The sequence below is a fragment of the Shewanella sp. 5_MG-2023 genome, assembly GCF_030547465.1.
Classification (GTDB): domain Bacteria; phylum Pseudomonadota; class Gammaproteobacteria; order Enterobacterales; family Shewanellaceae; genus Shewanella.
In genome coordinates, this window is the sequence record NZ_JAUORC010000017.1 from 93,577 (window position 1) to 113,325 (window position 19,749).

A 19,749-nucleotide genomic window follows, 5' to 3' on the forward strand; every position below is an offset into this window, starting at 1 on the left:
ACTACTTATCCCACTGCTGCTCCATCAACGACTTTAGATCATCCAAACAAATGCCTAATTGCTTAGCTTTAGTTATTAAATCATTGGCTTGAGATTCTAATAACTGCAAACTTGTCGTCGTAGGCGCATCTTGCTTATTAGCAACACGAGTAGGTTGTCCACGGCGGCGCTCTAACCAGCCTTGTTCAACTAATTGTTGAATGGCACGGGATACTGTCATCGGGTTAACCGCTAAATGTTCAGCAAGTTGCCTCACTGATGGCAGTACTTGATCTACCTGCAGTTGGCCGCCCACAATCAATCGCACGATTTGTTCATGCAATTGTCGATAAATAGGTTCACCACTACTGGGGTTGACTTTTATTAGTTCTAGCATTAGCCTTTACTTACTGTATTAATACATTGATACACCGATACACTAATGTTAAGTTACCACAATCATCCTGAAATGCAAAAAGGAAAGATGTTATGAACATCGGGAAAGTTATGTTGCAAGGAACGTTTAATAAGGTTCGTAAGCCAAAGTTATTGGTTCGCCAATCAAAATTAATCAGCGCAATTCAAGTTGGTTTGCTCTCTATGCTTAGCTTGTCAGTGACAGCAGAAGAGACTACGTCAAATCAGGCACCACTATCAGCTTGTTATGTTGATGGCCTATCAGAGCAAGTTCAATGCGGTTCATTAACGGTGGCAGAAAATCCAGCGATACCAGATGGCAAGCAAATTGGGATTCATTACGCAGTATTACCTGCGATTAAACCCAGCTTTAAAAAACAAGCTTTGTTAGCCATTGCAGGTGGTCCAGGTCAGTCAGCCATTGAAAATGCGGCAGGCTTTAATCGCGTGCTGGCGAAAGTGCGTCAAGATAGAGACATTCTATTAATTGACCAACGTGGTACTGGACAATCCAGTATTTTGGCTTGTGATGACGACAATATGTCAGCCTTATCTTTTAATGATGACGACATGGACTATGTTGCAGACACGCAAAAGTGTCTCGATAAGATTGATGCTGATGTGAGCCAGTACGGCAGTTTAACGGCACTTAAGGACTTTGAAGCTGTACGTGAACACTTAAACTACGACAAATTCCATTTATACGGCGTGTCTTATGGCACACGTATGGCGCAACTTTATATGCGCGAATATCCGCAAGCGCTCGCCACCGTTACTTTAGATGGTGTGGTGCCAATGCAGCAAAGTGTGATTGCAATAGGTAGTGCTATTGATAGGGGCTACGCCTTATTATTTAAAGATTGTCAGAAAAACAGCCAATGTCAGCAGCAGTTTCCTACGCTTGAGCAAGATTTTCAACAGGTGGATAACGCATTAACTGAAGCGGCTATCGTCACGCAAACCCGCGATCCACAAACCGATGAAATCGCTGATTTTACTTTAACCCGTGGCAAGTTTAACGGCGCAATTCGTATGGCCTTATATATGCCCAATATTCGCGCATTAATTCCCCATGCGATTCATCAAGCATCTATCGGTAACTATCAACCCATTTTAGGTATTTATACCCTTACTGCCGACAGTACTGGGATTGCAATGGGAATGCATGCATCTGTGGTGTGTGGAGAAGACATACACCGCCTTACTGATGACATTCGCCAACGAGCCAAAGGCTCGTACATGGCAACCACCATGATTGAAGGGTTAGAAGCCACCTGTAGCGTATGGCATATGCCGCAAGTTGATAGCAGTTTTAGTGATGCCATCGAAAGCGACATCCCCACCTTATTATTATCTGGCGAATTAGATCCTGCCACTCCACCAAGCTGGGGCGAAATGGCCACCGAAAAGCTCAGCAATGCAAAACACTTTATCTCCAAATTCGCCACTCACGGGGTCGCATATCAAAGTTGCGGCAATGAGTTAATGGCAGATTTAGTCACGAGTGGCTCGCTGGACAATATCGATGGCGAGTGTTTAGAAAAAGATGTGAGCCGTAGTTTTTACTTAAATGCCAACACCGTTGAAGTTATTCCAACGACAACTGAGGAAGAATAATCATGATTACTGTAACGAATCTATCTAAAAAAATTGGTGACGTGCAAGCACTTGATAACCTCAGCTTCAGCGCACATGACGGTCATATAACGGGTTTGCTTGGCCCTAATGGCGCAGGTAAAACCACCTGTCTACGCACTGTATTTGGTTTACTTGCCGCCGATGAAGGTCATGCAGAAATTGACGGCATTGATGTCGCTAAAGAGCCAACTAAAGCCAAAGCACAACTGGGCTTATTCCCAGATCCATTTGGCCTCTATGAGCGTTTATCGCCTAGAGAATACATCAGCTACTTTGCCGAGCTCAGTGGCATGTCAAAAAATGACGCTAAACAAGCAACCCAAGATGTGATTGCTCAGCTCAAACTTGAAGATATTGCCGATAGACGCTGCAAAGGGTTTTCTCAAGGCCAGCGAATGAAAACTGCATTAGCGCAGGCTATTGTGCACAAGCCGACCAATATTATTTTGGATGAACCGACTCGTGGTTTGGATGTGATGAGTACACGCTTACTGCGTGACATTTTGCTCTCGCTCAAGGCCGCTGGACACTGCGTGCTGTTTTCAAGTCATGTTATGCAAGAAGTTGCCGCACTTTGTGACCAAGTGATTGTGATGGCAGACGGTAAAGTCGTTGCCACAGGCAGCCCAGAAGAGCTTTGCCAACAAACAGGCAAGGATTCACTTGAAGATGCATTTATACAATTAATTGGAACTGACGAAGGGATCGCAGCCTAATGAAAACAGTTATTGCAATGGTTCGCAAAGAACTCATCGACGCCATGCGCGACAAACGCTCTGTCATGGCTGGACTTTATTATGCTATCGGCACACCGCTATTAATGTGCGGCATGTTTATGGTGTTAATCGGACAGTTATCAAGCCCAGAAGATTTAAACATTAATATTACTAACAGTGACAATGCGCCTGATTTAGTCCGTTTTCTCAATAATCGCGGCATCAATGCCTCGACAGATGAAGGCGTCAGCGTAAAAGATGTCAAAGACATTGAGCTTATTATTAGTGACGATTACGCCGAGAATATGGCTAAAGCTAAACCTGCTGAAGTAACCTTAATTGCAGATAACTCTAATGAAAAGCTACAAAAATCAATTCGTAGAGTTGAGCTACAGTTGCAAGCTTACAGCAGTGAAATGGGCAGTTTACGCTTAATTGCACGCGGAATTAATCCAGTGGTTGTACAGCCAGTTAAAGTGATTGTAGAAGATCAGGCTACACCTGACTCTAAAGGTGGCTTTATCTTGGGTATCGCGATTTTCACCATGATTTATTCGGTGTTTATCTCTGGCATGAACTTGGCCATTGATACCAGTGCCGGTGAACGCGAGCGTAATTCGCTCGCCTTGTTGCTAAGTCACCCAATCAGCACGCGACAGTTAGTGCTGGGAAAAATCATTGCGGTCACCTGCTTTGCTTTACTGGGCTTGCTGCTGATCTTGCTGGTGTCTAAATTCGCTTATACCTTTGTCCCTTGGCAGGAACTCGGCTTTAGCGTCAACATCTCGCCTGACTTTATGGGACTGATGCTATTTATCGGCATTCCACTCGCCATCATGGCGGCAACGTTACAGCTGTTTGTGTCTTTCATGGCCAAAAGCTTTAAAGAGGCCCAGTCTTATTTAACCATGGTGCTATTTGTCCCATTAGCCTTATCCATGGCTGCCAGCTATAACATTGCACCAGATGTATTGGAGTGGTTGCCTGTATCAGGTCAGCAACAAGCACTAATGGCCTTTATTAAAGGGCGAGAAATCCCAATGCTGCAGTTATTGGTGTCTTCAGGTGCCACATTAGTCTTGTCAGTTGCACTTGCTTTAGGACTAGAGAAACTGCTGAAAAGCGAGAAAGTGGTTTTTGGTTTATAAGCGTCGATAACACAGGTCATTTTGCTGAGCTTTATCAGCAAATGGCCTCTATCGTCATTGTTATTAACCCAAGCTTGGGTTCATCAAATAGAAGGAGTTTAGTATGGAACAAGAATACGCCATTGTGGCCTTAGTTATCATCATTACCCTGGGCACAACTGCCACGGAAATGTTTAAGCATTACGTCAAGATAAAATCGACAAAACATGACAAAGATAATAATGCTGAAATCAGCATGCTTCGCCAGCAAAATAAAGAACTGCAAACGCGGATAGCTACGCTAGAAACCATTGTCACTGAGCCAGGTTATGATTTAAAGCAAACTATCAATGGATTGTAAAACCTTGCCAACACGATTAAAAAAGCCAATAAAACCACCGATTTTATTGGCTTTTTGTTTATCTATATTTTAAATCAGCAGCAAGTATGGGTGTTAAATTTTTGTCGATATGCTCTTGGCGACAAACTAGTTAACTGAATAAATAACTTCCTAAATGAGCTGCTATCTTCATAGCCCACTCGTTCAACAATTTGCTCAATCCCCAGTTCCGTGGTTTCAAGTAATCGCTTGGCCTCATCCACACGTAAGCGCTGCATATAACTGGCAGGTGTTTCATTGACCGCTTTTTTAAAGCGTCTGATTAAGGTGCGTTTACCTACGGCAAATTTATCGGCAATGTCATCCAATGACCAATGCTGGCTCAAATCCACCTGCATCCATAACTGCACCTTTTGGATCAGCTCATCATTATGTTGCTCAGGATTAATAGACATGGTCATAAAAGGCTGTTGAGAGCGATTGGGGTCAATCAATAATATCTTCGACATCTGTTGCGCCAGCTCCTCGCCAGCCAGCATTGATACCAAATGCAGCGCCAAACTTAAATTTGAGGTAGTCGCCCCAGCGGTGTGAAACTGACCATCAGACACAATGAATGTATCCATACTCAAATCAACTTCTTTAAAGTTGCGCTCAAACATTTCCCTTAGCCACCACACCGTCGTGGCTCGCCTTTGGTTAAGTAGCCCCGATGCCGCTAGCAATAGTGTCCCAGAACAATAAGCCGCTAACGGTTTTTCACTTTCCACAAAGGTGGCTAGCGGCGCAAACAATGGCTCAAAATCGGTTAACAGCGCTTGAAATTCCTGCCGATTGGTCACAAAAGAGGCTGCCAAAATAACCGCATCAGCTTGCAAAATATCTTCAGGATGCTCAAAGCCTTTGGCAGGAATTTCGAATCCTTGGGTGGTTTTAACGTTTTCGCCATCACTGGAAATGACCTGACAATGGAATAAGTCTTCAGTCACCTCGGCATGCATCCGCCGCCAATAACTATTACAGAAACTGAACACATCGAGAAAACTGACTAAACCACCTGCGACAACATTACCCGCAGCAAGAATGTAAATCCTTTTCATGAGAAACCCCAAACAATGTCACTATCGACCCTGATTTTGTCAATAATGACACTTACTAATGGATTGTCTAGTTTTTATACTGGTAGATGTAAGTTTAAAGCTGGTCATTGAGGAGCTCAGCCAGTAATAACTTAGTGAATGAAATACCAGTAAGGAAACTACAATGAAAAAATACATACCGCATATCGCACTCAGCATTGGCTATTTATTAATAAGCTGGGGATTACTATTTTGGCTAAACTTTAGTACTGAACCCGATATATTTGCCCATCTTGTTGCCATACCAAGTTTGGTGATATTTACCGGTTACACTGCCAACTTAATCCTCCGAAAAGGGGCTTAATGCTAGATTACAAACATAAAAACCAGCCGCGGCTGGTTTTTATTCATCACTATAATAAACTTCTTAGTGCACTATTTTGCTTTCGGCCTAAACGGTTTAATCACCGCTTCATCACACTCTAAAAAAGGGCCATCCATCAAATCAATACAGTAAGGGATCGCTGGGAACACCGCATCTAAGCATTCACGAATTGACTTAGGCTTGCCTGGTAAATTAACAATCAGTGAATCACCGCGTAAACCTGCTGTTTGACGAGACAAAATAGCCGTTGGTACAAACTTTAATGACTCAGCGCGCATTAGCTCACCAAAGCCTGGCATCATGCGATCACACACCGCTTCTGTGGCTTCAGGGGTCACATCACGCTTAGCAGGGCCGGTACCACCAGTGGTCACAATCAAACTGCAATTTTGCTCATCGGCCATTTTTATCAAGGTGGCTTCAATCACATCTTGCTCATCAGGGATAACTTTATAAACAGGTTCCCATTCAGAGGTTAAGTACTCATTTAGTACAGCAATGATGGCCTTACCTGATAAATCTTCGTATACACCTGCACTGGCACGATCACTTACAGTAACAATACCGATTTTAGCTTTAGTCATGACTGGGTCCTTAAACTTGATCACATAAACAATAACGACTTAGATGAGGCTAAAATAACATAATTTATCTGCCATAGCGGAGAGATTGATCAACAGATAGCGAAACGGTGTTAAATACGACTAGCAAACCAGTATCGCGGTTTCCAATAAACATTATCCATACTGGAAATAATCACCCCTTTTTTGGTCGATACATGTAAAAAGCGATTACCAGACAAATACACCCCAACATGACGTCCACTGCCCGTGGTTTTAAAAAACACTAAGTCACCACTTTGTAAGTCACTTTTAGCAATGCGAGTACCTAAGCTTGTTTGACCTTGCACAGTTCTTGGAATACTGGGCCCCACGAGATCTTGATAAGCCACATACACCAAACCAGAACAATCTAAGCCTTTTTTGGTTAATCCGCCTAATCGATATGGTGTGCCCTGCCACTGCTGGTGAAATTGCAGTAAACGAGCTTCATTCCATCGTTGAGCATCAGTCATTACGCTATAGCCATCGACAGCATTACCATTGCCAGCAGTTTGCTCAATACGTGCAGCACAACCACTAATGACAAGTGCAATAAACGCAATAAGGATTTTTTTGTACAAAGTCACCTCTGTGATGTATTCCGCTACTAACTCGCCATTATCTAGGAAACTATCAATACTTTTACGCTTTATCTGCGTATTGGGAATGGTTTTCATTAATTAAAGCCCCCTGTGACCAACAAGGCAGATAAAAGTTTAGCATCTTAAACCTCAACGTCACCAAACCAGAACAAACCAACAACAAGCACCTCAAATTAATGCAGTATCTAACTGAATATAATGAGAAATAGATCGTACAAAACCCAAAGCATACCCCTATTTAGGTATTTGTGTGATTTAAGCACACTTTAGCAACTACATATTATGCTAACTTACTCATCCAAACTGGCTCACTTGGTAAAAAACTATGCAAAAACAACTGTCAAGACTAGATTATTTTACGTTAAAAGTGCTGATCGGTTTATTCGAATTTAAAAATGGCAGCATAGTGGCAGAGAAACTCAATAGCACTCAGCCTAAGATAAGCCGAGCGCTAAGCAACATGCGTGAAGTTATCCATGATGAACTGTTTATCAGAAAGCAATATGGCTTACAGCCCAACGCCATGGCCTCGCGCCTATACCCTTTAGCGAAAGCCATCATTGCCGCTTACGATGAAATGGCCCAGGTTGCAAACAGGCAGCCATTGCAGCAGAAAGTGCTACATATCGCTGCGCCAGAGCATATGTCGAGCTTTATTCTTGATGCCATTGAACAGGTTAATCAAGACTTAGGCATATCTAGAACCGTTGACATCCACCCCTGGGCTGACAACGTTGAACAATATATTGCCCAAGGTAAAATTGATTACGCTTTTGGCACTCGTACTCGTCAGCAGGAAAATGTCCAAATTAGCACGTTAGCTGAGGTGAAATATTGGTTTTTAGCCGTTAAAAAGAACCACCCTATTTTGAAAAATGAAATCACCATGGAGGCCATTTTTAATCACAAACTGGTATTAACCAATAATGGTCCCATTGCAGACTTGAATGACCTTTTTGAACTTTGCGCGCAAAAAGTTAACCAGAAACCCGAGGTAAGCTTAATGACTTCAAGCCTATTTATGGCATTTGAAAAAGTGGTAAATTCTAATGATATTTGCTTGGCATCAACGATATTTCCCTACTTTATCGGTGAAAAACGCGATGATATTGAACTGGTTGATATAACTGACTTTTATAATAAAAATATTAAGATCATGCATGAATGGAAAGTACCACTACATTCATTGCAATACCATGATTCCCATGAGCAAGAGTTCACAGATGCGTTAACTCAGGTGATGACAACGAACCTAGCTGAATATCAGGCTTGCTATGAAAATACCCAGCTGCAGTAGTGAGCTTGTTTACCCTGCTCTGGCGCGATAAACAAGCTAAACCGCCATCCCGGCCGCCACACCAGACGACCAGGCCCATTGAAAGTTGAACCCTCCGAGCCAACCACTGACGTCCATCACTTCACCAATAAAGTACAATCCAGTAACCTTGCTAGACTGCATGGTTTTAGATGATAACTCATTAGTGTCAACGCCGCCTAAGGTGACTTCTGCGGTGCGATAGCCTTCGGTACCGTTCATCACGATTGACCATTCATTAAGGTCTTTTGCTATCTGATCGCGTTCACCGTGGCCTAACTGGTTTAAGGCTTTATCAAGCAGTGCTTCTTCAAATAACGCTTCAACTAAGCGCTTTGGTAGCCATTGGCTAATGGTGTTACGTAGGCTTTGCTTAGGGTGATTTGCAAGCGCTAGGTCGATTTTATCTTTCGCTGACTCATTGGGTAACAGGTTAATGCTAATACTTTGGCCTGCTTGCCAGTAATTTGAAATTTGTAAAATAGCGGGCCCTGAAAGACCGCGATGGGTAAATAACAATGCTTCGCTAAATTGGGTGCCGTCTTCCGCAGTAATAGTCGATGGAACTGCAATGCCTGAAAGCGGTTCAAAACGCGTTTTTTGCTCGGCATGCCATGTAAACGGCACTAAGCCTGCTGTGGTCGGTAACACTTTTAGTCCAAATTGCTCTGCAAGCTTGTAACCGTAAGGTGATGCGCCAAGCTTCGGCATGGATAGGCCGCCGGTGGCAATCACCAGTGACTCACAACTAAACTCACCGTTTGAGGTCACGACTGCAAACTGCCCAGCATCATTTTTGGTGACCGACACAATCTCAGTGCGTAGCTGTATTTGCGCGCCAGCCCATTCACACTCTGTAATTAACATGCTGACAATGTCTTTAGCTGAGTCATTACAAAATAACTGCCCATGATCACGCTCGTGATATTCAATGCCATGACGCTCAACTAACTCGATAAAGTCACTTGAACGGTAACGTGCTAAGGCAGATTTTACAAAGTGGCTGTTACCACACAAGAAGTTGTGAGGTTCCACTTTTTGATTAGTGAAGTTACAACGACCGCCGCCACTGATGAGAATTTTACGGCCTGCTTGCTTAGCATTATCTAGCACTAGAACATCACGACCTCGATAGCCAGCAGTAGAGGCGCACATGAGTCCTGCTGCGCCAGCGCCAATAATGATCACGTCATGATGTTTCACAAGCTTACTCTCTTTAAAATGATTGGGGGCGATTATTGTGACAGTTTACGCTGCCTACTCGACAGCGTTAATCAGCTAGCAAGCGGTATATTTAAGCCACAAAAAAGGGCGCTATATTAGCACCCTTTTAGTCGCATTCACACTTACACAATGCCTTTAGCTATTCACTAATGGTTTCAGACTTTTGGTCTCGACCCAGTAGCTCTTTAGCGGCATCTGTTGGGCTTTTACCTTGATATAATACTTGGTAAATTTGCTCAGTGATAGGCATTTCAACATTAAGACGTTTAGCTAAAGTGTAAACTTCTTTGGTGTTGCGATAGCCTTCAACCACTTGACCGATTTCGTCTTGAGCAGTATCGACATCGCAGCCTTTACCTAATGCCAAGCCAAAACGACGGTTACGTGATTGGTTATCGGTACAAGTTAGTACTAAGTCACCAAGGCCTGCCATACCCATAAAGGTATTAGCATCAGCACCTAAAGCAACGCCTAAACGGGTTAGCTCAACCAAACCACGAGTGATTAATGCGGTGCGTGCATTGGCACCAAAGCCAATGCCATCAGACATGCCAGCGCCAATTGCGATAACGTTTTTAACTGCGCCACCTAATTGTAAGCCGGTAAAATCATCATTAGCGTAAACACGTAAACGTTTCGGGCTATGCAGTAGTTCCACTAAATCATTAGTGAAGCTTGGGCAGGTGCCCGCTACCGAAATTGCTGTTGGCATACCTGCAGCCAGTTCTTTTGCAAAGGTTGGGCCTGATAATACTGCTAATGGAAATTTATCCCCAAGATGCTCAAGAGCAACATCTTGCAGTAATCGACCTGTTTCAGGCTCTAAACCTTTTGTCGCCCAGACAATGCGTGCATCATCTCGTAGCAAAGGCTTGGCCTGTTGCAGTACTAAACCAAACACATGGCTTGGCACCACAACCAATACATTTTTAGTGGCAGCAAGTGCGGTGGCTAAGTCGGCTTCAATTTCAAGACTATCAGGAAAGGTAATCCCTGGTAGAAAGGCATTATTGGCGCGATCGTTAGTTAACGCGGTCATGTGCTCAGGCTCATGACCCCAAAGTAAGGTCTTGTGGCCACTTCTTGCAAGAGAAATGGCAAGGGCGGTGCCGTAAGACCCCGCCCCTAAAACCGCAATTTCAGCAGTGTTATTCATATATTATGCGTTTGTTTCTTCAGCAGCTGGTGCTGCAGCAGCTTCTTGCTGACGCTGTTGAACATATTGTGCAAATAGTGCATCAAAGTTCACTGGAGCAAGGTTAAGCTGTGGGAAAGTACCACGAGAAACTAAGTTACCTACTGTTTCACGTGCGTATGGGAATAGTACGTTAGGGCAGTAAGCACCTAAAGAGTGAGCAAGTTGTTGCTCAGTTAAGCCAGTGATAGAGAAGATACCCGCTTGTTGAACTTCACATAAGAAAGCAGTTTGCTCGCCATTTTGTGCAGTAACAGTTAGAGAAAGGATCACTTCATAAACATCATCAGATAGCTTGTTGCTACGAGTATCAAGATCCAGCTTAACTTCTGGATTCCATTCTTTTTGGAAAACTTCTGGGCTGTTTGGCGTTTCAAAAGACACATCTTTTGTGTAAACGCGTTGGATGTTGAATTGTGGTGCTTGCTCTTCGTTGTTTGCTACTTCAGCCATGATTTCCTACCTTCAAATGTTTTTTAGCTCTTCTGCGAAGCTAATCGTAAATTTGGGCTTGTCGCTAAAATGTGGCCGTTAGACAACATTTTAGACCATCCCGGTAAATTGGGTCTCACCAGTTTGTTATCTTACTTCTTACCTTTAACAACAGGTAAGTTTGCCGCTTGCCAATCACCCATACCGCCTTTTAGGTTATGAACATTCTCAAACCCTTGAGCGACAAGAAGTTGAGCAGCTTGCGAAGATGTCATTCCAGCAGCACATACAGTAATAATGGGACTGGTTTTAAACTTTTCAAGGGCAGTCGCTTTATTATTTTTGATTTCTGCTAATGGCACATGAATAGCGTCAACGATGTGACCTTTGCGGTAATCGTCTTGAGAGCGCACATCAACAACTTTAGCGCCTTGCTTGTTCATTAGCATGGTCAGTTCTTGAGTATTGACGTTGCTCACTTTTGAGGTTGCTGATTTAATGGTCATCACCACAACTGCAGCAAATAAACCAACCCATGCGATACTTAATACAGGGTTAGCTTGAAAAAATTCGATATATTCTTGCATCTTCTCTGCCTACTTTAAAAATGGCTAAAATTAATAAGCCACAGAGTATACCGATTGCATCTTTATAATGCAGCAAATTCAAGCCTAATCATCTTCTCTACTGTGCCATGGGCAGCACTTTAACGACGAAACATTGCATTTGCTTACTACCCTAAGGGCAATAGCTCACAGGTTTTTGACTAAATGTGTTGTTATTGAGCCTTATTCATCTTGCACGAGATTGTGACTGGGCAAGCTATTCATCGTAAATTGCCTCTACTGAGCCCCTCTTCAAAGGTAAATTTCTTTTTCAGGAGCTGAAAAAGAAGTAATATCCATACCATTAAAATTTTAGCTTTCTCTTAAAACTTTTTCTTTTAAAACTTAAAGGTACTCCCATGACGACACCAAAACGTCCACTGGCATTACTTATCTTAGATGGCTGGGGTCATCGTGAAAATACGCATAAAAATGCGGTTTTTCATGCGAAAACTCCAGTTTTAGATAAGTTAACCGCCCAATATGCAAGCAGTTTAATTTCCGGATCAGGTATGGATGTTGGCCTACCTGACGGTCAAATGGGCAACTCAGAAGTGGGTCATATCAATATTGGTTCTGGCCGTATTGTTTACCAAGAGCTTACCCGCATTAGCAAAGCCATTGCTGACAATGAGTTTAATCAAAATGAGGCACTGTGCGCTTCAATCGATAAAGCTATCGCCAATAATGGCGCTGTGCATATTATGGGTTTAATGTCGCCAGGTGGTGTTCACAGCCATGAAGAGCACATTGAAGCCATGTGCCGCATGGCGGTTGAGCGCGGTGCCACTAAGGTGTATTTACATGCCTTTTTAGATGGTCGTGATACCCCACCTCGTAGCGCAAAAAACTCTTTGATCCATTTTGATGAGTTATTTGCAAGCTTGGGTCACGGTAAGGTAGCCTCATTGATTGGTCGTTACTACGCCATGGATCGCGACAACCGCTGGGATCGAGTTGAAAAAGCGTTCAACTTAATTGCTCAAGGTAAAGGTGAATTCAACTATGACAGTGCTGTTGATGCACTAGACGCCGCTTACGAACGTGATGAAAACGATGAGTTTGTCGCTGCATCGACCATAGGTGAGGCCGCAAGCTTAGCTGATGGCGATGCGTTAATCTTCATGAACTTTCGCGCTGACCGCGCCCGAGAAATCACTCGTTGTTTTGTCGAAACCGATTTTGCTGGCTTTACACGTGAAGTTACCCCTGCAATCAACTTCGTGATGCTAACCAACTATGCTAATGACATTGACGCTGTGGTGGCATTTCCATCAACAGATCTGGTCAATACCTTAGGTGAAACCTTACAAAAACAGGGTAAAAAACAGCTGCGTATTTCTGAAACAGAAAAATATGCCCATGTGACCTTCTTTTTTAATGGCGGCAAAGAAGAGCCATTTGAAGGCGAAGATCGCACCTTGATTAAGTCGCCAGATGTGGCAACTTATGATTTGCAGCCTGAAATGAACTCAACCGAGCTCACTGATAAATTAGTTGCTGCCATTGAGTCTACTGACTATGACGTGATTATTTGTAATTATCCAAATGGTGACATGGTCGGTCATACCGGTAAATTTGATGCTGCGGTTAAAGCCTGTGAAGCAGTCGATGCTTGTATTGGTCGTGTAGTAGAGGCGCTAGCGAAAGTCGGCGGCGAATGCATTATTACTGCCGATCATGGTAATGCTGAGCAAATGACCAATGAACAAACGGGTCAAGCTCATACTGCCCATACCAGTGAGTTGGTACCTTTCATTTATGTAGGCCGTGAAGCCACCATTGATGCAGGTGGACGATTGAGCGATATTGCGCCGACTATGTTAACCTTGATGGAACAAGAAGTGCCGCAGGAAATGACCGGCCGTTCAATCATTAAACTCAAAGAGTAACTAGCCACTCGTGAAAAAACGACTTTTGTTTAAAGCCAGCATGTTTGCTGGCTTGGTGATACTGACATCATCAGTTCAAAGTGCCGATCTTGGTAAGCGTCAATCAGAGCTGAAATCTATTCAGGCTCAGATTAACCAACAACAAAGCTCTTTGAAGGACACCAGTCGTCAACGAGAAAAGCTCATTTCGTTGTTAAAGCGAGATGAGCAAGCTATCTCTAATGCTGCTCAAAAAGTTAATCAAACCCAAAACTCACTGTCTGCGGTAAATACTAAACTTCGCGAACTTGATGCTGAAAAAGTCAACTTAGATACACTGCGAGTTACGCAGCAAAAGACCTTATCTAAACAATTATCTAGCGCTTACCTTGCCGGTAACCATGACTATTCAAAGATGATGCTTAACCAGCAAAATCCCGCCACAGTTGAGCGGATGTTAGCGTATTATCAATACCTTAATAATGCCCGTATTAAAGCCATTACCAGTTTAAAAACAACTATTGAGCAATTAGAGCTAGTTAAAGTTGAGCAAGTTAATGAACAGCAAAAACTTAATTCCTTAATTCTTGAGCAACAAAAGCAGGCTAAACAACTCGCTAAAGAACAATCACAACGTCAACAAACCTTAGCACAAATTCAACGCACCTTGACCAGCAAAGGCGCAGAGCTTGAACAACTACAAATTGAAGAAGCCAGCTTAAAACACCTTATTGAACAAGCGGTGCTGGCGGCCAAAAATAGCCCCTCAATGGATGGCTTAGCCAAGCTGCGCGGTAAATTAAAATGGCCAACTAAAGGACGAGTTTCGTCCAAATTTGGCAGTAGCCGCTCAGGACAAATCAGCTGGAAAGGTGCGGTAATTGCCGCTCCTGAAGGACAAACCATCACCGCTATTGCTCATGGCACCGTTATTTATTCAGACTGGTTACGAGGCTTTGGTATGGTTATGGTGATCGATCACGGCGAAGGCTATATGAGTTTATATGGTCACGCGCAGTCATTACTTATTCCACCTGGCGAAACCGTTAAAAAAGGAGAATCCATTGCACTTGTTGGGAGTTCAGGCGGACAAACAGAATCTGGCCTATACTTTGAAATAAGACACAAAGGGCAAGCCATTAACCCAGCGAGATATTGTCGATAACACGCTAATAATAAAGTAATTTAATCTTTGGCGGTTATCAAACCTTCCGTAGGTTTAATCGTTGATCAATCGACGCCCTAATAATACCGCAAGGTATCTAAGGGGCAGTTATGATGCAAATTACACGTTATTTCTTGTGCTTCATATTAGGCGTTAGCGTTGCATTTTCATTGAACTTATCCAGTTCAGAGCAACACTATAAAACCCAATCTGAATACAGTTACTCACTCTTACTTGATGTCATCGATACGGTTCATACCTATTACTTTAATGAAGTAGACCGCGAAGACTTAATTGAATACGCCATCGAAGGAATATTCAATAAACTAGACCCCTATTCAGGCTTTTTAGATACTGGCGATTATCAAAGCATTAATGACAGTAATAATGGCCAGTACTTTGGTTTCGGCTTTGAAGTGGCAACTGATGACAACCAAATCACTATCATTACTCCTTATGCCAACTCACCTGCGGCCCGCGCTAATATTCAACCTGGCGATAAGGTCCTGCAACTTAACGACACCCTGATTGATCAAACCAATTTAACCGATGTACTTACCGAGATTAAGCAACACAGTATCAACAAGCGACCAATAACACTCACCATTGAGCGCCAAGCTAACGAAACACTTCTATTTAATCTCGCCCCTGAGCTAATTCATATTAAATCAATTAATGCGAAAATTATTGATAATAATATCGGCTATATACAACTTAACTCGTTTCAGGAAGACGCTACCAATGCCATTATTAACCAAGCTAAACTATGGCAACAACAGCAATTAAAAGGTCTTATTATTGATGTTAGAAACAATCCCGGCGGGCTACTCAGTCAAGCCATCAGTATTGCTGATTTGTTTTTGCAAAAAGGTTTAATTGTTTCAACTGAAGGGCGTTTTTTCGATGCAAATGAAAACTACTATGCATCGCAACCTACCATATTTAAAGGCGTGCCTATGGTAGTACTTATTAATAAGGGCTCAGCATCGGCATCAGAAGTACTGGCTGCAGCATTACAAGAAAATAACCGCGCCACGCTAGTGGGAGAAACCAGCTTTGGAAAAGGTACGGTGCAAAGTTTGATCCCCATGCTGGATATGGGCAACGCTATAAAGCTCACGATTGCAAAATATAGCACGCCAGATGGTAACGACATTCACACTAAAGGCATTGAACCGGACATTAAAATATCAAATGATGCTATCCTAAAAACAGATTATCTGGATATAATTGAACAAACTACAGCGCAATATGATGAACCACAGGATGGTCAAATTTCTTCCGCTATTGCATGGATAACAACTCATAATTAAAGCAGACTTTGTGCGCTATATATTGATACTTTTAGCTTTACTGTTAACGGTTCCAGTTCAAGCAACCCAAATCGCTATCATCATTGACGATATTGGTTATCGTCAAACCGATGAGGCGGTTTTGTCTTTACCAAACGGCATTACCCTTTCGGTAATACCTCATACTCCATTAGGTCAGCAACTTGCAAAGCAAGGCCATCAGCGTGGCCATGAAATTATGCTGCATATTCCCATGCAGGCACTCAATGGTAAAAACCTAGGCCAAGGTGGTTTAACGAATGAAATGGATGAGCAAGAGTTAAAACACCAGCTAAAAGATTCTATTGCCAATATCCCTTATGCTAAAGGGGCAAATAACCATATGGGCAGTTTGCTCACACAACTTGAAAGCCCAATGACTTGGCTGATGCAAAGCTTAAAAGAGCAGGACTTGTATTTTGTCGATAGCAGGACAACCCGCTTTAGTGTTGCCAGTGAGCAGGCGCAGCAACATGAGGTGCCATTATTACGCAGACAAATTTTTTTAGATAACGATGTCAGTGAGCAGGCACTAGAGAAACAATTTAAGCAGATCATACTAAAAGCAAAAAACGATGAAAATATTGTTGTAATAGCACACCCATATCCTGAAACAGTGCACTTTTTGAATCAAAATTTACATCGCTTAGAAGCCGAAGGAATTAGCCTAGTCCATACTTCAAAGCTGTTGCCCGTAACAATGATCAGTAATAAAGCCACTAGTTCAGTTCAAGTATTGAGATAGATAAATCAGGTAAGGTATCCATTAACTCATCTGCATTCTTAACGATATCAGCCAAAGTGCAGTCATTCAGCACGTTCATATATGCAGCAACTGCGTTCGCAAGAATACCTTTTAAACTACATGCTGGCGTAAAGCGGCAATAGGGTTCACTGCAATTAACAGGGGCCAGTGAAGGCTCTAATTCACCAACAAGCTGACCAAGATTAATGTCACTAGGCTTCACTGCTAATTTAAACCCACCACTTTTACCACGTAAAGTTTGTATATAACCTAGCTTACCCAGATGATGAATAATCTTTGCAACATGATTAGAAGACAGCTCAAAGACTTCCGTGACTTCAGCAATACGAAATAAAGTCTCTCTTTTTGGCTGTGCAGCAAGGTACATTAAAATACGGATGCCATAATCGGTATAACGGGTCAGTTGCATAAAGTCATATCCAAACTAATTAAAGGTACATACTAAGACGTTGAAGCTTCTAGCTCAGTGATCAAAATCAATGCTTGCTCATTTGATGTACTGCAAACATCCATTGTCGCGGTAAATTCTGCGCAAACAGCAGGTCTTGATGGATCGCCGAAAATCTTACACAAATTATCGTCATTTAACTGAATACAGCGAACCCCTGCAGGTTTACCGTTAGGCATGCCGGGTATTGGACTGGTAATTGACGGAGCAATACAACATGCACCACAACCTAAACGACAATCCATACTTCCACCTACCTGCTTAAAAGAGCAATATATCTTACTCATCACTAATATAAAAACATCTAAATCAAAAAAAGTACATTAAATGCATCTTTTGTTTAAAAATGTGAGTTTTGGGTACAATCGAAACTACTTGTATCTGTATTGACTAGAGTTAAAGAGTCAAAGCCTTTACCCATAATGACAAAAAGCCTTTACTTTCATTTAGACAAGATTGATGCAATAAGCCAAAAACTTTCTTAATTTGCTAAAAACAAAAAGTCTGCATGTTGCAATAGAACCTTAATTCTTGGATCTTGAAATTCGAACGTCTCATAGGTCGGCAGTTTCTAAAAACATCCTGACCAACCGAATATTCTACTTCTGCATTAATATTGAGTAAATAAAAACTAAATTCCAGAACTAAAAAAGCCTCTACCTTGCACTAAATCACTACGGTAGAGGCTTTGATCTTTATTCTTTATGTTGCCGCAGCTAACTTACTCTTATCAAGAGTTATACCAGTGCGTCTTAGCGTGTGACGAGTCGACAGTCTCTAATAACAATCACATTATCAGATTCACACAGCTGAACTTTCGCTTTCTCGCTGACAATTCATTCATTTCTAAAACGAAATAAGCCTCTACATTGCTGTATAGGCTTTCGTCTTTACGTTGGCGGAGCGGACTTACTCTTATCAAGAGACGAGCCCTCGCCCACGGCGTGACAGGCCGTTGATCTCTAATCAAGCGTCTAAGCAACTGAATTACCGCTGCTTTAGCAAACTACTTTTGCAGGTCACTATTATTCATTCTTTAAATAACAGATACGAAAAAGCCCTGCTATTGCTAGCAGGGCTTATCGTAATGTTGGCGGAGCGGACTTACTCTTATCAAGAGACGAACCCTCGCCCACGGCGTGACAGGCCGTTGACCTCTAATCAAGCGTCTAAGCAACTAAATTACCGCTGCTTTAGCAAACTACTTTAGCAGGTCACTATTATTCATTCTTTAAATAACAGATACGAAAAAGCCCTGCTATTGCTAGCAGGGCTTATCGTAATGTTGGCGGAGCGGACTTACTCTTATCAAGAGACGACCCCTCGCCCCCGGCGTGACAGGCCGTTGACCTCTAATCAAGCGTCTAAGCAACTGAATTACCACTGCTTTAGCAAACTACTTTTGCATGTCACTATTATTCATTCTTTAAATAACAGATACGAAAAAGCCCTGCTATTGCTAGCAGGGCTTATCGTAATGTTGGCGGTGCGGACTTACTCTTATCAAGAGACGAACCCTCGCCCCCGACGTGACAGGCCGATGATCTCTAATCAAGCGTCTAAGCAACTGAATTACCGCTGCTTTAGCAAACTACTTTTGCATGTCACTATTATTCATTCTTTAAATAACAGATACGAAAAAGCCCTGCTATTGCTAGCAGGGCTTATCGTAATGTTGGCGGAGCGGACTTACTCTTATCAAGAGACGAACCCTCGCCCCCGGCGTGACAGGCCGTTGATCTCTAATCAAGCGTCTAAGCAACTGAATTACCGCTGCTTTAGCAAACTACTTTAACAGGTCACTATTATTCATTCTTTAAATAACAGATACGAAAAAGCCCTGCTATTGCTAGCAGGGCTTATCGTAATGTTGGCGGAGCGGACGGGACTCGAACCCGCGACCCCCGGCGTGACAGGCCGGTATTCTAACCAACTGAACTACCGCTCCTTTAGTAAATTGCTTACGCAGTATACTAAATTCTTTTAAAGTCGCTAACATGTCAAAGTTAGTAGACTTGCTCTTTCGAGCTTCTCTTACGAGAGATATTAGGCGCTTGGCGATGACCTACTTTCACATGGGGAGACCCCACACTATCATCGGCGCGATTGCGTTTCACTACTGAGTTCGGGATGGGATCAGGTGGTACCACAATGCTATTGTCACCAAGCAAATTCTTGCTTTATCTACCGCAAATGCAGTAAATAATAATTCGGAAATCTGATAACTCTTTCGAGATTTTTTTGAGTTCGCACTTCATTAAGCGCTATATATTCTTTCACTAAGTCTGTAACACAGCTTGTATACAAAACCCATTAGGGTTGTATGGTTAAGCCTCACGAGTCATTAGTACAGGTTAGCTCAACGCCTCACAACGCTTACACACCCTGCCTATCAACGTCCTAGTCTCGAACGGCTCTTTAGAGGAATTAAATTCCTAGGGATGACTCATCTTAGGACTCGCTTCCCGCTTAGATGCTTTCAGCGGTTATCGATTCCGAACGTAGCTACCGG

General features: G+C 42.7%; 20 protein-coding genes, 1 tRNA gene and 2 rRNA genes. 10 read left to right on the forward strand and 13 right to left on the reverse strand.

Annotated features, from left to right (window positions below; genetic code table 11):
• Nucleotide 1: 1 nt before the first annotated feature.
• Nucleotides 2–376 carry a GntR family transcriptional regulator gene (locus Q4557_RS11820; RefSeq protein ID WP_229370157.1) on the reverse strand — a complete coding sequence of 125 codons (375 nt, stop codon included), beginning with the start codon at nucleotides 374–376 and terminating at the stop codon, nucleotides 2–4.
• A gap of 203 nt (nucleotides 377–579) precedes the next feature.
• Between Q4557_RS11820 and Q4557_RS11825 the strand changes: the two genes are divergently transcribed.
• The 4 genes from Q4557_RS11825 to Q4557_RS11840 all read left to right on the forward strand — a co-directional run bounded on the left by Q4557_RS11825 (nucleotide 580) and on the right by Q4557_RS11840 (nucleotide 4,238).
• Nucleotides 580–2,013, forward strand: a complete 1,434-nt coding sequence (locus tag Q4557_RS11825) for an alpha/beta hydrolase (protein ID WP_303412930.1) — start codon at nucleotides 580–582, stop codon at nucleotides 2,011–2,013.
• Nucleotides 2,014–2,015: 2 nt separating this feature from the next.
• Nucleotides 2,016–2,750: an ATP-binding cassette domain-containing protein gene (locus Q4557_RS11830; RefSeq protein WP_102531647.1), complete on the forward strand. Its 735-nt coding sequence runs from the start codon at nucleotides 2,016–2,018 to the stop codon at nucleotides 2,748–2,750.
• Nucleotides 2,750–3,898: an ABC transporter permease gene (locus tag Q4557_RS11835; RefSeq protein ID WP_303412896.1), complete on the forward strand. Its 1,149-nt coding sequence runs from the start codon at nucleotides 2,750–2,752 to the stop codon at nucleotides 3,896–3,898. Before Q4557_RS11830 ends, Q4557_RS11835 begins: the two co-directional genes overlap by 1 nt.
• A gap of 103 nt (nucleotides 3,899–4,001) precedes the next feature.
• Nucleotides 4,002–4,238, forward strand: a complete 237-nt coding sequence (locus Q4557_RS11840; protein WP_102531649.1) for a hypothetical protein — start codon at nucleotides 4,002–4,004, stop codon at nucleotides 4,236–4,238.
• A 74-nt stretch (nucleotides 4,239–4,312) separates the two neighbouring features.
• Here the strand turns inward: Q4557_RS11840 and Q4557_RS11845 are convergent, their stop codons facing one another.
• Nucleotides 4,313–5,317 carry a GlxA family transcriptional regulator gene (locus Q4557_RS11845; RefSeq protein WP_102531650.1) on the reverse strand — a complete coding sequence of 335 codons (1,005 nt, stop codon included), beginning with the start codon at nucleotides 5,315–5,317 and terminating at the stop codon, nucleotides 4,313–4,315.
• Nucleotides 5,318–5,480: 163 nt separating this feature from the next.
• Between Q4557_RS11845 and Q4557_RS11850 the strand changes: the two genes are divergently transcribed.
• Nucleotides 5,481–5,660: a hypothetical protein gene (locus Q4557_RS11850; RefSeq protein WP_303412900.1), complete on the forward strand. Its 180-nt coding sequence runs from the start codon at nucleotides 5,481–5,483 to the stop codon at nucleotides 5,658–5,660.
• 71 nt (nucleotides 5,661–5,731) lie between these two features.
• Here Q4557_RS11850 and mog read toward each other — a convergent pair whose 3' ends face one another.
• Both mog and Q4557_RS11860 read right to left on the reverse strand, forming a co-directional pair.
• A complete protein-coding gene (gene mog, locus Q4557_RS11855; RefSeq protein ID WP_102531651.1) occupies nucleotides 5,732–6,265 on the reverse strand; it encodes a molybdopterin adenylyltransferase in 534 nt (177 codons plus the stop codon).
• A gap of 110 nt (nucleotides 6,266–6,375) precedes the next feature.
• Nucleotides 6,376–6,960, reverse strand: coding sequence for a C40 family peptidase (locus Q4557_RS11860; protein ID WP_303412903.1), 585 nt, complete (start codon nucleotides 6,958–6,960; stop codon nucleotides 6,376–6,378).
• A 250-nt stretch (nucleotides 6,961–7,210) separates the two neighbouring features.
• Here Q4557_RS11860 and Q4557_RS11865 point away from each other — a divergent pair, with 250 nt between their 5' ends.
• Nucleotides 7,211–8,182 (forward strand): LysR family transcriptional regulator, encoded by a 972-nt coding sequence (locus tag Q4557_RS11865; protein ID WP_102476501.1) that lies wholly within the window; start codon nucleotides 7,211–7,213, stop codon nucleotides 8,180–8,182.
• A gap of 36 nt (nucleotides 8,183–8,218) precedes the next feature.
• Here Q4557_RS11865 and Q4557_RS11870 read toward each other — a convergent pair whose 3' ends face one another.
• The 4 genes from Q4557_RS11870 to Q4557_RS11885 all read right to left on the reverse strand — a co-directional run bounded on the left by Q4557_RS11870 (nucleotide 8,219) and on the right by Q4557_RS11885 (nucleotide 11,638).
• Nucleotides 8,219–9,403, reverse strand: coding sequence for an NAD(P)/FAD-dependent oxidoreductase (locus Q4557_RS11870; protein WP_303412906.1), 1,185 nt, complete (start codon nucleotides 9,401–9,403; stop codon nucleotides 8,219–8,221).
• 160 nt (nucleotides 9,404–9,563) lie between these two features.
• Nucleotides 9,564–10,580, reverse strand: a complete 1,017-nt coding sequence (gene gpsA / locus Q4557_RS11875; protein WP_102435372.1) for an NAD(P)H-dependent glycerol-3-phosphate dehydrogenase — start codon at nucleotides 10,578–10,580, stop codon at nucleotides 9,564–9,566.
• A gap of 3 nt (nucleotides 10,581–10,583) precedes the next feature.
• The gene (secB, locus tag Q4557_RS11880) at nucleotides 10,584–11,072 is read right to left on the reverse strand and encodes a protein-export chaperone SecB (RefSeq protein ID WP_303412911.1); all 489 of its coding nucleotides are present in this window, start codon (nucleotides 11,070–11,072) and stop codon (nucleotides 10,584–10,586) included.
• A gap of 131 nt (nucleotides 11,073–11,203) precedes the next feature.
• A complete protein-coding gene (locus tag Q4557_RS11885; RefSeq protein WP_076541491.1) occupies nucleotides 11,204–11,638 on the reverse strand; it encodes a rhodanese-like domain-containing protein in 435 nt (144 codons plus the stop codon).
• Nucleotides 11,639–12,015: 377 nt separating this feature from the next.
• On the opposite strand from Q4557_RS11885, the gene gpmM reads away from it, so the two are divergent.
• The 4 genes from gpmM (at nucleotide 12,016) to Q4557_RS11905 (ending at nucleotide 16,768) form a co-directional block, all read left to right on the forward strand.
• Complete coding sequence (gene gpmM, locus Q4557_RS11890; protein ID WP_303412914.1) at nucleotides 12,016–13,548, forward strand: 2,3-bisphosphoglycerate-independent phosphoglycerate mutase; 1,533 nt, start codon at nucleotides 12,016–12,018, stop codon at nucleotides 13,546–13,548.
• A 10-nt stretch (nucleotides 13,549–13,558) separates the two neighbouring features.
• Nucleotides 13,559–14,692, forward strand: coding sequence for a murein hydrolase activator EnvC (locus Q4557_RS11895; RefSeq protein WP_198589350.1), 1,134 nt, complete (start codon nucleotides 13,559–13,561; stop codon nucleotides 14,690–14,692).
• Between the two features lie 110 nt (nucleotides 14,693–14,802).
• Nucleotides 14,803–16,005 carry a S41 family peptidase gene (locus tag Q4557_RS11900; protein WP_102476993.1) on the forward strand — a complete coding sequence of 401 codons (1,203 nt, stop codon included), beginning with the start codon at nucleotides 14,803–14,805 and terminating at the stop codon, nucleotides 16,003–16,005.
• Between the two features lie 10 nt (nucleotides 16,006–16,015).
• Nucleotides 16,016–16,768 carry a divergent polysaccharide deacetylase family protein gene (locus Q4557_RS11905; RefSeq protein ID WP_303412918.1) on the forward strand — a complete coding sequence of 251 codons (753 nt, stop codon included), beginning with the start codon at nucleotides 16,016–16,018 and terminating at the stop codon, nucleotides 16,766–16,768.
• Here the strand turns inward: Q4557_RS11905 and Q4557_RS11910 are convergent.
• The 5 genes from Q4557_RS11910 to Q4557_RS11930 form a co-directional block, all read right to left on the reverse strand.
• Complete coding sequence (locus Q4557_RS11910) at nucleotides 16,743–17,198, reverse strand: Rrf2 family transcriptional regulator (protein WP_102435383.1); 456 nt, start codon at nucleotides 17,196–17,198, stop codon at nucleotides 16,743–16,745. The genes Q4557_RS11905 and Q4557_RS11910 overlap by 26 nt on opposite strands.
• Nucleotides 17,199–17,230: 32 nt before the next feature.
• The gene (locus tag Q4557_RS11915) at nucleotides 17,231–17,482 is read right to left on the reverse strand and encodes a YkgJ family cysteine cluster protein (RefSeq protein ID WP_102435385.1); all 252 of its coding nucleotides are present in this window, start codon (nucleotides 17,480–17,482) and stop codon (nucleotides 17,231–17,233) included.
• A 1,626-nt stretch (nucleotides 17,483–19,108) separates the two neighbouring features.
• Nucleotides 19,109–19,185, reverse strand: a tRNA-Asp gene (locus tag Q4557_RS11920).
• Nucleotides 19,186–19,289: 104 nt separating this feature from the next.
• A 5S ribosomal RNA gene (gene rrf / locus Q4557_RS11925) occupies nucleotides 19,290–19,405 on the reverse strand.
• A 155-nt stretch (nucleotides 19,406–19,560) separates the two neighbouring features.
• Nucleotides 19,561–19,749: ribosomal RNA gene (locus Q4557_RS11930) — 23S ribosomal RNA — on the reverse strand; the annotation flags it as partial.